Source organism: Pseudomonas sp. Z4-20 (assembly GCF_051131955.1).
Classification (GTDB): domain Bacteria; phylum Pseudomonadota; class Gammaproteobacteria; order Pseudomonadales; family Pseudomonadaceae; genus Aquipseudomonas; species Aquipseudomonas marvdashtae.
The window spans coordinates 1,416,678-1,431,091 of sequence record NZ_CP071641.1 but is presented as its reverse complement, the minus strand read 5'-3'; the positions used below and the strand labels follow the sequence as shown (position 1 = coordinate 1,431,091).

13 protein-coding genes are annotated in these 14,414 nt (G+C 61.1%); 11 read left to right on the top strand and 2 right to left on the bottom strand.

The window, feature by feature from the left end; translation table 11 throughout:
- Nucleotides 1–12 precede the first annotated feature (12 nt).
- The 9 genes from J3P82_RS06575 to J3P82_RS06535 all read left to right on the top strand — a co-directional run bounded on the left by J3P82_RS06575 (nt 13) and on the right by J3P82_RS06535 (nt 9,916).
- Nucleotides 13–768 (top strand): DeoR/GlpR family transcriptional regulator, encoded by a 756-nt coding sequence (locus J3P82_RS06575; protein WP_003204973.1) that lies wholly within the window; start codon nt 13–15, stop codon nt 766–768.
- A 313-nt stretch (nt 769–1,081) separates the two neighbouring features.
- Complete coding sequence (glpD, locus tag J3P82_RS06570) at nt 1,082–2,620, top strand: glycerol-3-phosphate dehydrogenase (protein WP_434561652.1); 1,539 nt, start codon at nt 1,082–1,084, stop codon at nt 2,618–2,620.
- Between the two features lie 349 nt (nt 2,621–2,969).
- Nucleotides 2,970–3,884 carry a glutamate/aspartate ABC transporter substrate-binding protein gene (locus tag J3P82_RS06565; protein ID WP_434561650.1) on the top strand — a complete coding sequence of 305 codons (915 nt, stop codon included), beginning with the start codon at nt 2,970–2,972 and terminating at the stop codon, nt 3,882–3,884.
- 188 nt (nt 3,885–4,072) lie between these two features.
- Nucleotides 4,073–4,819 (top strand): amino acid ABC transporter permease, encoded by a 747-nt coding sequence (locus tag J3P82_RS06560; RefSeq protein ID WP_053124568.1) that lies wholly within the window; start codon nt 4,073–4,075, stop codon nt 4,817–4,819.
- Nucleotides 4,819–5,490, top strand: coding sequence for an amino acid ABC transporter permease (locus J3P82_RS06555; RefSeq protein ID WP_014339892.1), 672 nt, complete (start codon nt 4,819–4,821; stop codon nt 5,488–5,490). The genes J3P82_RS06560 and J3P82_RS06555 overlap by 1 nt, the downstream gene beginning before the upstream one ends.
- On the top strand, nt 5,487–6,221 hold the full coding sequence (locus tag J3P82_RS06550) for an amino acid ABC transporter ATP-binding protein (RefSeq protein WP_186635675.1): 735 nt from the start codon (nt 5,487–5,489) through the stop codon (nt 6,219–6,221). The genes J3P82_RS06555 and J3P82_RS06550 overlap by 4 nt, the downstream gene beginning before the upstream one ends.
- A gap of 113 nt (nt 6,222–6,334) precedes the next feature.
- On the top strand, nt 6,335–8,236 hold the full coding sequence (locus tag J3P82_RS06545) for a sensor histidine kinase (protein WP_434561648.1): 1,902 nt from the start codon (nt 6,335–6,337) through the stop codon (nt 8,234–8,236).
- A 44-nt stretch (nt 8,237–8,280) separates the two neighbouring features.
- A complete protein-coding gene (locus tag J3P82_RS06540; protein WP_434563732.1) occupies nt 8,281–9,561 on the top strand; it encodes a sigma-54-dependent transcriptional regulator in 1,281 nt (426 codons plus the stop codon).
- Between the two features lie 25 nt (nt 9,562–9,586).
- Entirely contained in the window at nt 9,587–9,916 is a 330-nt protein-coding gene (locus tag J3P82_RS06535; RefSeq protein ID WP_434563730.1) for a GlpM family protein, read from the top strand.
- A 9-nt stretch (nt 9,917–9,925) separates the two neighbouring features.
- Here the strand turns inward: J3P82_RS06535 and J3P82_RS06530 are convergent, their stop codons facing one another.
- Together J3P82_RS06530 and J3P82_RS06525 are read right to left on the bottom strand one after the other, a co-directional pair.
- Entirely contained in the window at nt 9,926–10,540 is a 615-nt protein-coding gene (locus J3P82_RS06530; RefSeq protein WP_434561646.1) for an NAD(P)-dependent oxidoreductase, read from the bottom strand.
- 218 nt (nt 10,541–10,758) lie between these two features.
- Nucleotides 10,759–11,637, bottom strand: coding sequence for an MBL fold metallo-hydrolase (locus J3P82_RS06525; protein ID WP_434561644.1), 879 nt, complete (start codon nt 11,635–11,637; stop codon nt 10,759–10,761).
- Nucleotides 11,638–11,750: 113 nt separating this feature from the next.
- Here J3P82_RS06525 and J3P82_RS06520 point away from each other — a divergent pair, with 113 nt between their 5' ends.
- Together J3P82_RS06520 and J3P82_RS06515 are read left to right on the top strand one after the other, a co-directional pair.
- Nucleotides 11,751–12,656 carry a LysR family transcriptional regulator gene (locus tag J3P82_RS06520; RefSeq protein ID WP_434561642.1) on the top strand — a complete coding sequence of 302 codons (906 nt, stop codon included), beginning with the start codon at nt 11,751–11,753 and terminating at the stop codon, nt 12,654–12,656.
- 115 nt (nt 12,657–12,771) lie between these two features.
- On the top strand, nt 12,772–14,280 hold the full coding sequence (locus J3P82_RS06515) for a sigma-54-dependent transcriptional regulator (protein ID WP_434561640.1): 1,509 nt from the start codon (nt 12,772–12,774) through the stop codon (nt 14,278–14,280).
- Nucleotides 14,281–14,414: the final 134 nt, after the last annotated feature.

Below are 14,414 nucleotides of genomic sequence, written 5' to 3'. Positions count from 1 at the left end.
AAAGGAAGCCCCATGAATCTGCCTCCCCGCCAGCAGCAAATCCTCGAGCTGGTCCGCGAACGCGGCTATGTCAGCATCGAGGAAATGGCGCAGCTATTCGTCGTCACCCCGCAAACCATCCGCCGCGACATCAATCAATTGGCGGAAGTGAACCTGCTGCGCCGCTACCACGGCGGCGCCGCCTATGATTCGAGCGTGGAAAACACCGCCTACGCCATGCGCGCCGACCAGATGCGCGACGAAAAGCAACGCATTGCCGAAGCCATCGCCGCCCAGATTCCCGATCACGCCTCGCTGTTCATCAATATCGGCACCACCACCGAGTCGATTGCCCGGGCGCTGCTCAATCACAACCATCTGAAAGTCATCACCAACAACCTGCACGTGGCATCGATCCTCAGCGCCAAGGATGACTTCGAAGTCCTGATTGCCGGGGGCAACGTACGCCGTGATGGCGGCGTGGTAGGCCAGGCCAGCGTCGATTTCATCAACCAGTTCAAGGTGGACTTCGCCCTGGTGGGTATCAGCGGGATCGACGAAGACGGCAGCCTGCTGGATTTCGATTATCAGGAAGTGCGGGTTTCCCAAGCCATCATCGCTAATGCGCGGCAGGTATTGCTGGCGGCCGATTCCAGCAAGTTCGGGCGCAACGCCATGGTACGCCTGGGCCCGATCAGCCTGATCGACTGCCTGGTGACCGACCAACAGCCAGTGCCGGCGCTGGCGCAATTGCTGAGCCAGCACAAGATTCGGCTGGAAGTGGTCTGAAGCCCCACTACCCTGTGGCGAGGGAGCTTGCTCCCGCTCGGCGGCGTAACCGTCGCAAATTTTACTGAATGCGGCTCGCCTGAAGAAACGCGTCGGCCTGATTGGGATGGCTTCGCCATCCAGCGGGAGCAAGCTCCCTCGCCACAAGAGCCCTCCCCAACTCCTTTTTGTTCGAAAATTTTCCTTCAGCGTCGTTCGATCAGTATTTTCAATCGGATTCGACTGGCTGTCGCTGTACTTATGGGCTAGTATTTTCGCAAATGAACATTTATGTTCGAATTCAAATATTACGAAAAGAGCCCGAGGCCAGCCGATGCCCACTTCTACCTTGCCTACGCCCCCTCTCTCAGAGATCTATGATGTCGCCGTCATCGGTGGCGGTATCAACGGCGTGGGGATTGCCGCGGACGCCGCCGGTCGCGGCCTTTCGGTGTTCCTTTGTGAAAAGGATGACCTGGCCAGCCATACCTCGTCGGCCAGCAGCAAGTTGATTCACGGCGGTCTGCGCTATCTCGAGCATTACGAATTCCGCCTGGTGCGTGAAGCGCTGGCCGAGCGCGAAGTGCTGCTCACCAAAGCCCCGCACATCGTCAAGCAAATGCGCTTTGTGTTGCCCCATCGGCCGCACCTGCGTCCTGCCTGGATGATTCGCGCCGGCCTGTTTCTTTACGATCACCTGGGCAAACGCGAGCAACTGGCCGGTTCCAAGAGCCTGAAATTCGGCGCCGACAGCGCATTGAAAAGCGAAATCACCAAAGGTTTCGAATACTCCGACTGCTGGGTAGATGACGCACGACTGGTGGTGCTCAACGCCATGGCGGCCCGCGAAAAAAGCGCGCATATCCACACCCGCACCCGCTGCGTGAGTGCTCGCCGCAGCAAGGGCCTGTGGCAGCTGAACCTGGAACGCACCGATGGCAGTCTGTTTTCCATCCATGCCAAGGCGCTGGTCAACGCCGCCGGGCCGTGGGTCGCCAAGTTCATTCGCGATGACCTGAAGCTCGAATCGCCCTACGGCATCCGCCTGATCCAGGGCAGCCACCTGATTGTTCCGAAGCTCTACGAAGGCGAGCACGCGCACATTCTTCAAAACGAAGATCAGCGCATCGTGTTCACCATTCCGTACCTGAACCAATTCACCCTGATCGGCACCACCGATCGCGAATACACCGGCGACCCAGCTTCAGTGGCGATTACCGAGGGCGAAACCGATTACCTGCTGAAGGTGGTCAACGCGCACTTCAAGAAGCAGATCAGCCGTGACGAGATCCTGCACAGCTATTCGGGTGTTCGCCCGCTGTGCAACGACGAATCCGACAACCCATCCGCCGTGACCCGGGACTACACCCTCGCGCTCTCTGGCGGCGGCGAAGAAGCTCCATTGCTGTCAGTGTTCGGCGGCAAGCTGACCACTTATCGCAAGTTGGCCGAATCGGCCATGGCGCAGCTGGCTCCCTATTTCACACAGATGCGCCCAAGCTGGACCGCCCTGGAAACCTTGCCCGGCGGCGAAAACATGACCACGCCGCAGGCGTTGTGCTCGGCCATTCGCGACAAATTCGACTGGCTGCCGACCGATATCGCCCGCCGCTGGGCCACCACTTATGGCAGCCGTACCTGGCGCATGCTTGAAGGGGTGCAAAGCCTCGCCGACCTGGGCGAACACATCGGCGCAGGACTCTACACCCGGGAAGTCGACTATCTGTGCAGCGACGAATGGGCCGTGTATGCCCAGGACATTCTCTGGCGTCGCAGCAAGCTGGGCCTGTTCACCAGCGCCTCGGAACAAGAGAAACTGCAGCAGTACCTGGACAAGGTCGAGCACAACCGACGCAAGATCGAAGCGGCCTGAAATCACCGCTGAGTAAATGAAGCCCCCGGATCGAAAGATACGGGGGCTTTTTGCTGCCTGGCGCCCTTTCCCCAAGCACACGCCCTATGCGGCGCATTCGGTTTTCCGAACGCGACCCGACGGTCAATTCGGCAAACCGGATAAGTTATCGGCCGAAAAGCTGAAACAAAACGTTAATTTCCTTATAAAACAACTAGTTGATCATTTGTCGCTGGCCTGGCACGAGTCATGCTCTACACTCGTGGAGACGAACGCCTGTACGCCAACACAACAGGAGCTGCCAGGCATTCGAAGCACTCAGGGCCGGTTGAACCGGCCGAATAAAAAAAACAATGTCGAGGAAATATCGATGCGCATCGTTCCCCATCTCCTGGGCGCAGCCGTTGCTGCCGCTCTGATCAGCACTCCGGTCTTCGCAGCCGAACTGACCGGTACGCTGAAAAAGATCAAAGAGTCCGGCGTCGTTACGCTCGGCCACCGCGACGCCTCCATCCCGTTTTCCTACATTGCGGACGCTTCCGGCAAGCCGGTCGGCTATTCCCACGACATCCAACTGAAAGTCGTCGAAGCGCTGAAAAAAGAGCTGGACGTGCCGAACCTGCAGGTCAAGTACAACCTGGTCACCTCGCAAACCCGTATTCCCCTGGTGCAGAACGGCACCGTCGACCTGGAATGCGGCTCCACCACCAACAACGTCGAGCGCCAGCAACAAGTCGCTTTCTCCGTAGGCATCTTCGAGATCGGCACCCGGCTGCTGACCAAGAAAGATTCCAAGTACAAGGATTTTGACGACCTGAAAGGCAAGAACGTCGTGACCACCGCCGGCACCACGTCCGAGCGCCTGCTCAAGTCCATGAACGCCGACAAGCAAATGGGCATGAACGTCATCTCCGCCAAGGACCATGGCGAATCCTTCCAGATGCTCGAAGGCGGTCGTGCCGTCGCGTTCATGATGGACGACGCCCTGCTGGCCGGCGAAGCCGCAAAGGCCAAGAAGGCTGATGACTGGGCCGTGACCGGTACCGCACAGTCCTACGAAATCTATGGCTGCATGGTGCGCAAGGGCGACGAGCCGTTCAAGAAGGCTGTGGATGACGCCATCAAGGCCACCTACGCTTCGGGCGAGATCAACAAGATCTACGAAAAATGGTTCATGCAGCCAATCCCGCCAAAAGGCCTGAACCTCAACTTCCCGATGAGCGACGAACTCAAGGACCTGATCGCCACCCCAACCGACAAAGCGGCTGACGACAAAAAATCCTGATTTCTGACTAACCTTACCTCTTGGAAGGGCCCAGCCCTTCCAAGAGTGTGTCATTCCCTGCTGGCAATAATGGAAACACTCGAACGGTGAGGTCGAGCCGTCGGTGTGTGCCTGATCGTCAAGATTAGGCGGGAAAGGATTTCCCCCTGCAGATATTTGTACATCGATCGATCTGAGGGGAGACCCTGATGAATTACAACTGGGACTGGGGTGTGTTCTTCAAGTCCACCGGCGTGGGCAGCGAGATCTATCTCGACTGGTACGTGGCCGGCCTGGGCTGGACCATCGCCATCGCCGTCGTCGCCTGGATCATTGCCCTGCTGCTGGGCTCGATCCTGGGCGTGATGCGCACCGTGCCGAACCGGCTGGTGTCGGGCATCGCGACTTGCTACGTGGAGCTCTTTCGTAACGTGCCGTTGCTGGTACAGCTGTTCATCTGGTACTTCTTGGTACCGGACCTGCTGCCCGCAGACATGCAGGAATGGTACAAACAGGACCTGAATCCGACCACCTCGGCCTACCTGAGCGTTGTCGTGTGCCTGGGCCTGTTCACCGCCGCGCGAGTTTGCGAACAGGTACGCACCGGGATCCAGGCGCTGCCGCGCGGCCAGGAATCCGCCGCACGCGCCATGGGCTTCAAGCTGCCGCAGATCTACTGGAACGTGCTGCTGCCCCAAGCCTACCGGATCATCATTCCACCGCTTACCTCGGAATTCCTCAACGTCTTCAAGAACTCTTCCGTGGCGTCGCTGATCGGCCTGATGGAGCTGCTCGCGCAGACCAAGCAGACCGCCGAGTTCTCCGCCAACCTGTTCGAAGCCTTTACCTTGGCGACCCTGATCTACTTCACCCTGAACATGAGCCTGATGTTGCTCATGCGCATGGTCGAGAAGAAAGTCGCGGTGCCCGGCCTGATCTCCGTGGGGGGTAAATAATGGAATTCGACTTCACAGGCATCATCCCCGCCATTCCCGGCTTGTGGAATGGCATGGTGATGACCCTCAAGCTGATGGCCCTGGGCGTGGTCGGCGGGATCATCCTGGGGACGATCCTGGCGCTGATGCGCCTGTCCCACAACAAGCTGGTTTCCAACATCGCCGGCGCCTACGTCAACTATTTCCGCTCGATCCCGTTGCTGCTGGTGATCACCTGGTTCTACCTGGCGGTGCCGTTCGTGCTGCGCTGGATCACCGGCGAGGACACGCCTATTGGCGCGTTCGGTTCCTGCGTCGTGGCGTTCATGATGTTCGAAGCGGCGTATTTCTGCGAAATCGTCCGGGCCGGCGTGCAGTCGATCCCCAAGGGCCAGATGGGCGCGGCGCAGGCGCTGGGCATGAATTATGGCCAGGTCATGCGCCTGATCATCCTGCCCCAGGCGTTTCGCAAGATGACTCCGCTGTTGCTGCAACAGAGCATCATCCTGTTTCAGGACACCTCGTTGGTCTACACGGTCGGCCTGGTGGACTTCCTCAATGCTTCGCGGGCCAATGGCGACATCATCGGCCGCTCCAATGAGTTCCTGATCATCGCAGGTCTCGTGTACTTCACAATCAGCTTTGCCGCCTCGCTGCTGGTCAAGCGTCTGCAAAAAAGGTTCGCCGTATGATCTCTATCAAAAATATCAACAAGTGGTATGGGGACTTCCAGGTACTGACCAATTGCAGCACCGAGGTCAGCAAAGGTGAAGTGGTGGTGGTCTGCGGGCCGTCGGGTTCGGGCAAGTCCACGCTGATCAAGTGCGTGAACGCGCTGGAGCCGTTCCAGAAAGGCGACGTCGTGGTCGATGGCACATCCATCGCCGACCCGAAGACCAACCTGCCGAAACTGCGTTCGCGCGTCGGCATGGTGTTCCAGCATTTCGAACTGTTCCCGCACCTGACCATCACCGAGAACCTGACCATCGCGCAGATCAAGGTGCTGGGCCGCAGCAAGGAAGAAGCCACCAAGAAAGGCCTGCAACTGCTCGAACGCGTCGGCCTCTCGGCCCACGCCCACAAGCACCCTGGCCAGCTCTCCGGCGGCCAGCAGCAGCGCGTGGCGATCGCCCGTGCCCTGGCGATGGACCCGGTGGTCATGCTGTTCGACGAACCCACCTCGGCCCTTGACCCGGAAATGGTCAACGAAGTGCTCGACGTGATGGTGCAACTGGCCCACGAAGGCATGACCATGATGTGCGTGACCCACGAAATGGGCTTCGCCCGTAAAGTGGCGAACCGGGTGATCTTCATGGACCAGGGCCAGATCATCGAGGACTGCCCGAAAGAAGAGTTCTTCGGCGACATCAGCGCCCGCTCCGAACGCGCCCAGCATTTCCTTGAGAAAATCCTGCAGCACTAAGCGTCGCCTTCCTTAGACACGCTTGCCCTTGTGGTGAGGGAGCTGGTTCCCTCCCCACAAGGCCGCGTTTGAAGGACGACCGCCGCCACACTGGTTGACCCAAGGCTTCTGTGATGAAATGCGACCCCACCTTCTATCGCGCCGCGCCGCCATCACTCGCCGTGAAACCCCGCCTGATCCGCCATCTATTTTTGCCGCCCTTGGTCATTGCCCTGATGATCGGCTTGGGTTACCTCGGCTTCTGGCTCAGCGAGCACTATGGCATTCGCGGCCTGGCCGAGAATGGCGAGCGCCAGCTGGAACTGCATGCCCGCGCGGTGGAAAGCGAAATCAGCAAGTACACCTATTTGCCCAGCCTGCTGGAGCTTGAATCGAGCGTCGCGCAACTGCTCGACGACCCGACACCCGAACACCGCAAGACCGTCAACGAGTACCTCGAAGGCCTGAACCGGCGTAGCCGCAGCCGGGCCATTTACGTCATGGATACCACCGGCCGGGTCATGGCCACCAGCAACTGGCGCGATGTCGACAGTTACCTTGGCGAAGACCTGTCCTTCCGCGCCTACTTCCAGAATGCCGTACGCGGCCAGCCAGGGCGCTTCTACGGCATCGGCAGCACCAACGGCGAGCCCGGCTATTACCTCGCCCATGGCCTGGAAGAACAAGGCAAGATCATCGGCGTGGCCGTGGTCAAGGTACGCCTCGAAGCCATGGAGGAACGCTGGCAGCGGGCACGCTTGGAGGCCTTCGTCAGCGACGAGAACGGCATCATCATCCTCTCCAGCGACCCGGCACGACGGCTCAAGTCCGTACGCCCGCTGAGCGATGAAACCAAGGAACGCCTGGCCCGCAGCCTGCAATATTACTGGTTCCCGTTGAATGAGCTGATCCCCCTGGCCCGGGAGCGGCTGGGCGAAGGCATGGAAAAACTGACCTTCCCCGCCAATACCGAAATCGCCACCGAACAGCAGGCCATCAGCTACCTGTCACAGACCCGCCCGTTGAGCGACACACCGTGGAATTTCACCTTGCTCACGCCGCTTGAAGACCTGCGTCGCCAAGCGATCAACCAAGGCATCCTGGTGGCCGTGGCGTTTGCCCTGGTGGCCTTCCTGTTGATCGCCTGGAACGAGCGGCGCAAGGTGATCGCCACGCGCCTCGCCGCCCGCGAAGCGTTGCAAGAGGCCAACAACCAACTCGAACGTCGGATTACCGAACGCACCACTGACCTTCGCGCCAGCAACGAACAGCTCAAGGGCCAGATCCGCGAGCGACGGCAGGCCGAAGAGACCTTGCGCCGCGCCCAGGATGAACTGGTGCAGGCCGGTAAACTGGCGGCCATCGGCCAGATGTCCACCAGCATCGCCCATGAACTCAACCAGCCGCTGGCGGCGTTGCGCACCCTGTCCGGCAATACCGTGCGCTTCCTGGAGCGCGGCCAGTTGGACATCGCCAGCACCAACCTCAAGACCATCAATGAACTGATCGACCGCATGGGCCGGATCACCGCCAGCCTGCGCGCATTTGCCCGGCGCGGCGACGACAAGGGCCAAGCCAGCCTGGGCAAGGCCGTCGAGGCGGCGCTGCAATTGCTCGGCGCACGCCTTGAGAAACTCGGCATCCAGGTTCACTCGGCTTTCGAAGACGTCCAGGTGCAGATCGACCAGACGCGCCTGGAGCAGATCCTGGTCAACCTGATCGGTAATGCGCTGGACGCCATGCAGGTCCAACCCGAGCCGAAACTGTGGCTTGTCGGCGACACCAGCGATGGCAAATACCGCCTGCGGGTCCGCGATAACGGTCATGGCATCGACCCGCAAGCGCGCAAGCATCTGTTCGAACCGTTCTTCACCACCAAACCCGGCGAACAGGGGCTGGGCCTTGGCCTGACGCTGTCGGCGAGCCTGAGCGCCGCCGCTGGCGGGCACCTGGGCGTCGAGCATCCGGAGGACGGTGGCACCACGTTTGTCCTCAGTTTACCGTTGGTAAGCCTTTCACCTGCCGAGCCGCTATGAACAACGACCTGAGCGTATTGATCGTCGAAGACGACCCCCATGTCCTGTTGGGCTGCCAGCAAGCCTTGACCCTGGAAGACATTCCCTGCATCGGCGTGGGCAGTGCCGAAGAAGCCCTGGAGCGGGTCGACGACAACTTCGCCGGCATCGTCATCAGCGACATCCGCCTGCCGGGCATCGATGGCCTGGAGCTGCTCACCCGCCTCAAGGCCCGCGACCGCAGCCTGCCAGTGGTGTTGATCACCGGCCACGGCGACATCTCCATGGCCGTCGACGCCATGCAGAAAGGCGCCTATGACTTCATGGAAAAACCGTTCTCTCCCGAGCGCCTGGTCGATGTCGCCCGCCGCGCCCTGGAGCAGCGCAGCCTGGCCCGCGAGGTGTCATCGCTGCGGCGGCAACTGGCCGAACGTGATTCGCTGGAAGGCCGGATCATTGGCCGTTCGCCGGCCATGCAGCATCTGCGGGCGCTGATCGCCAACGTCGCCGACACGTCGGCCAATGTGCTGATCGAAGGCGAAACCGGCACCGGCAAGGAATTGGTCGCGCGCTGCCTGCATGATTTCAGTCGGCGCCACGACAAGCAGTTCGTCGCGCTGAATTGCGGCGGCCTGCCGGAGAATCTCTTCGAAAGCGAAATTTTCGGCCACGAGGCCAATGCCTTCACCGGTGCCGGCAAACGCCGGATCGGCAAGATCGAGCACGCCGACGGTGGCACGCTGTTTCTCGATGAAGTGGAAAGCATGCCCCTGCCCTTGCAGATCAAGCTGCTGCGCGTGCTGCAGGAACGCACCCTCGAACGCCTGGGTTCAAACCAGAGCGTGGCCGTGGATTGCCGGGTGATCGCCGCCACCAAATCCGACCTCGACGAAATGGGCCGGTCCGGACAGTTCCGCAGCGACCTGTATTACCGCCTCAACGTGGTCACCCTGGAATTGCCGCCGCTGCGCGAGCGGCGCGAAGACATCCTGCAACTGTTCGAGCATTTCCTCCAGCAATCGTCCCTGCGCTTCGACCGCACCGTGCCGGAGCTGGACAACCAGACCCTGTCGAACCTGATGAGCCACGACTGGCCGGGCAACGTGCGTGAACTGCGCAACGTCGCCGAACGCTACGCCTTGGGCCTGCCGGCGTTCAAGAAGTCCGGCGCCAGCAGTGGCAGCCATGGCCTGGCCTTCGCCGAAGCAGTGGAAGCCTTCGAGCGCAATCTGTTGATGGACGCGTTGCAACGCAGCGGCGGCAACCTGACCCAGGCCAGCCAGGAACTGGGCATGGCCAAGACCACGCTGTTCGACAAAGTCAAAAAATATGGCCTGAGCCATTGATCCGGGATGTGAACCTGTGGACCTGATTTTCAAGGCGGCGCTCGGCGCAGCCGTGGTGGTCATCCTGGCGATGCTCGCCAAGACCAAGAACTATTACATCGCCGGGTTGGTGCCGCTGTTTCCGACCTTTGCCCTGATTGCCCACTACATTGTCGGCAAGGGCCGCTCGGTGGACGACCTGAAGACCACCATAGTGTTCGGCATGTGGTCGATCATCCCGTACTTCGTCTATCTTGCGACGCTGTACGTGATGATCGATCGCATGCGCCTCGAAGCCTCATTGGCCGTAGCAGCCGTCGCCTGGCTGATGGCGGCGACGGTGCTGGTCAGCGTCTGGGTACGGCTTCACGGCTGAACCCTGTGATCAATAACCGACGGTGAACCGCGTCCGTGGAAACTGCGGCGTTTCGACTTCATCGATCATCGCAATGGCGTAGTCGGCGAAGCTGATCCAGCTGCGTCCAGCAGCATCGAACAGCAGATGGTCCTTGCCGACACGGAACTGGCCGGTACGTTCGGTTTCGACGAACTCCGCCGAGGGCGACAAAAAGGTCCAGTCCAGATCCTGCTCCTTGCGCAACACGTCGAGGAACAAGGCACCGGCGCTGGCTTCGGCCAGGTATTCCTCCGGGAAGCCCTCGCTGTCAATGACACGGCTGTCATCCGGCAGCAGCAACGAACCGGCACCGCCCACCACCAGCAGACGCTTGACGCCGGCGGCTTTCACCGGGGCGATGACCTTGTCGGCCGGTACGGTGGCAAAGTGCGCGGCGCTGATTACCAGGTCATGCCCGTCGATGGCGGCGATCAACGCCTCGCTGTCCAATACGTCCAATGGTTTGCTGACCACCCCGGTCCTTTCGCCGATTTTCGCGGTGTTGCGGGCAATGGCCGTCACGCTGTGACCACGGCGCAGGGCTTCTTCCAACAGTTGGCTGCCGGCCCGGCCGGTGGCGCCGATGATTGCGATTTTGCTCATGTGATTCTCCTATGGTTATTCGTAGGGATTACTTCAACGCGTCTTGGAGCCATGAATACATTCGTGGCGAGGGAGCTTGCTCCCGCTCGGCTGCGAAGCAGCCGCAAAAAGGTTCATGCGGTGTGCCAGGTACAACTCATTTGCTGGTATGGGGGCTGCTGCGCAGCCCAGCGGGAGCAAGCTCCCTCGCCACAAAAGCCCCGATCAAAGGTTGAGGGTCACCACTTCATCTCGCCCTTGGCAACCTTGGCGCTGAGTTCCAGGGAGCTGTCTTCCCCCAGGTCCGGGTAGCGTTTTTTTATGGCGGCGATCAGCGCGGCGGAATCCTTGGCCTTGGCGGTTTCCTCGTCGAACGCCTTGATGTAGCCAGCAGTAAAGCGCACCGGGGCCAGGGAACGGGCGCTTGCGCCCAGGTAATGTCCAGGAATCACGGTGGCCGGTTGCAGCTTTTCGAGGTTATCCAGCGTCGCCAGCCAATCCTTGTGAGACTGCGGCGTCTGGGTGTCGGCCATCCAGACGTGAATGTTTTCCGCCACCACCACGCCACCAACCACTGCCTTGATCGATGGAATCCAGACAAAGCTGCGGTCCGGTTGCGGGCCGTCGAGGCCGATGATCTGTAAGCGCTTGCCTTCCAGCGTCAAGCTGTCGCCCTTGAGCACCTGGGGCACGATGGCCTTGGTTGGGGCATCGGTCTTCAGGATCGGCGCCCAATATTTCAGCTTGCCGTCCATGGTGTGCTTGACGTGTTCGACGGTCGGCGCCGAGGCCAGCACCTTGGCCTCAGGGAACGCGGCGGTGAGGGTTTCCAAGCCAAAATAGTAGTCTGGATCGCCATGGCTGATGTAGATCGTGGTCAGTTGCTTGCCACTGGCGCGAATTTTCTCGACGACTTGCTCAGCCTGGGATCTGCCGAACTGGGCGTCGACGAGAATGGCTTCTTTTTCACCACTGACCAACACTGACGTCACCGGAAAAATCGCCGCCGCGCCGGGGTTGTAGACGTCAAGCGTCAAGTCGGCGGCCCAGGCCTGGGCCGTGAAAGCCAGGGCGGCGGTTGCCAGCAGCCAGCGCTTGATAGGGGTGAATCCGGTCATGAGATGCTCCGTCGTCCAAAGGCCCGCAAGGGAATGAAACAGAGCTTAGTTGCCAGAGTCGTTACAAAAAATGCCATGCTGGAACACAGTTTGTTTCTGAAAGCGGGCAAATCATGGATCGTCTACAAGCAATGCGGGTGTTTGTCACCGTGGTGGACCTGGGCAGCCAGTCGGCGGCGGCCGAGCACCTGGACCTTTCGCGGCCAGTGGTGTCGCGGTATCTGGCGGAGCTGGAGGATTGGGTTGGTGCTCGGCTGATGCACCGCACCACCCGCAAGCTGAGCCTGACGGCCGCCGGCAGCGAGATCCTGCCGCGTTGCCGGCAGATGCTCGAGCTGTCCGGCGACATGCAAGCCGCCGTGAGCACGCCGCAAGACGCGCCACGGGGCCTGCTGCGCATCACCGCCAGCCCCTCGTTCGGCCAGGCCCAGTTGGCCTGCGCCATGGCCGACTTTGTCCGGCGTTACCCAGGCGTGACCGTCGACCTGCAAATGCTCGACCGCACGGTGAACCTGGTGGATGAGCGCATCGACCTGGCGATCCGCATGAGCAACGACCTCGACCCGAACCTGATAGCCCGCCGCCTCACGGTGTGCCGTTCGGTAATCTGCGCCTCGCCCCGCTACCTGCGCGAGCATCCGACGCCGCAACGCGTGGAGGATTTGAGCCGGCACAATTGCCTGACCCACTCCTACGTCGGCAAAAGCCTTTGGCATTTCGAGCAGGACGGCGAACCGGTCTCGGTGCCGGTGCAGGGCAACATCAGCGCCAACGAAGCCAGCACGCTGCTGCAAGCAACGATAGCGGGCGCCGGCGTGGCGATGCTGCCCAGCTATCAAGCCGGTCCCCACATCCAGAATGGTGAACTGGAACGCCTGCTGGCCCACGCTGAACCTCGCCGGATGAACATGTACGCGGTATACGCGTCGCGCAAACACATGCCATCGGCGTTGCGCAGCCTGCTGGATTTCCTGGTGGAGAGGTTTCCGGAAACGCCGGAATGGGATGCGGGGCTCTAACGTCCCTCAGCCATCAGGATTTGCTGCGCTCGCAACGGTGTCCCCGGGATTTCACCAATAGCCCGCCCCAAGGCATACTTGCCACCCATCGTATTCCAGAACCCAAAGCCGCCCCATGCGTATCCACGTCAGTTTCATCGACCGCGTCGGCATCACCCAGGAAGTCCTGGCCTTGCTCGGCGGTCGCAATCTCAACCTGGATGCCGTAGAGATGGTGCCGCCCAACGTCTACATCGACGCCCCGACCCTCAGCCCGCAAGTGCTGGATGAATTGCGCGAGGCGCTGTTCAGCGTGCGCGGCGTGCAGGCGGTAACCGTGGTGGACATCCTGCCGGGCCAACGCCGGCACTTGCAGCTCGATGCCTTGCTCGCGGCGATGACCGACCCGGTCCTGGCGCTGGACAGCGCTGGCAAGGTGTTACTCGCCAACCCGGCGCTGATCGCCCTCTACGGCCGTGAGCCGGCCGGGGAAAGCGTGGCCGAGCTGTTCGGTGATGCGGCATTGCTCGATGCCCTGTTGGAGAATGGTTTTCGCCTGCCGCTGCGGGAAATCACCCTCAACGGCCAGACGCTGCTGCTGGACGCCACCCCGATCACCGACGCCGGGGCGCTGCTGACGCTGTATCAGCCCAATCGCATCGGTGAGCGCCTGTCGGCGCTTCACCACGACCATGCCGAAGGCTTCGACGCGCTGTTGGGCGAATCCCCGGCGATCCGCACCCTCAAGGCCCGGGCCCAGCGGGTCGCGGCCCTGGATGCACCGCTGCTGATTCAAGGTGAAACCGGCACCGGAAAGGAACTGGTGGCCCGTGCCTGTCATGCCATCAGCGCCCGTTACGGCGCGCCATTCCTGGCCCTCAACTGTGCGGCACTACCGGAGAACCTGGCCGAGAGCGAACTGTTCGGCTACGCCCCCGGCGCCTTCACCGGCGCACAACGTGGCGGCAAGCCGGGGCTGATGGAGCTGGCGAACCAGGGCACGGTATTCCTCGATGAAATCGGCGAGATGTCGCCCTACCTGCAAGCCAAGCTCCTGCGTTTCCTCAACGACGGCAGCTTCCGCCGGGTGGGCGGCGACCGGGAGATCAAGGTCAACGTGCGGATCCTCAGCGCCACCCACCGCAACCTGGAAAAAATGGTCAGCGAAGGCTCGTTTCGCGAAGACCTGTTCTACCGCCTGAACGTGCTCAACGTCGAAGTCCCGCCACTGCGCGAACGCGGCCAGGACATCCTGCTGTTGGCGCGTTACTTCATGCAGCAGGCCTGTGCGCAGATCCAGCGTCCGGTCTGCCGCCTGGCCCCCGGTACCTATCCGGCGCTGCTGGGCAATCGCTGGCCGGGCAACGTGCGGCAACTGCAGAACGTGATCTTCCGCGCCGCCGCTATCTGCGAAAGCAGCCTGGTGGACATCGGCGACTTGGACATCGCCGGCACCAGCGTGGCGCGTCAGGGTGATGTGGAAGTCGAAAGCCTGGAGCAGGCCGTCGAAACGTTCGAAAAGCAATTGCTCGAATCGCTGTACACCAATTATCCCTCCACCCGCCAACTCGCCAGCCGTCTGCAAACCTCGCACACCGCGATCGCCCATCGGCTGCGCAAGTATGGGATCTCCGGCAAGCCTTAGCCGTGTTACGGTCGAAAACGCATTAAAAACGACCTCGACCGTACTGAAAGCGCTACAGCGGAACGATATCGCTACACCGGGCGCTGAGCGGCGCTGGGTAAGGCTTTGATCCCAGGGTGATTTTCTCCTGTCTG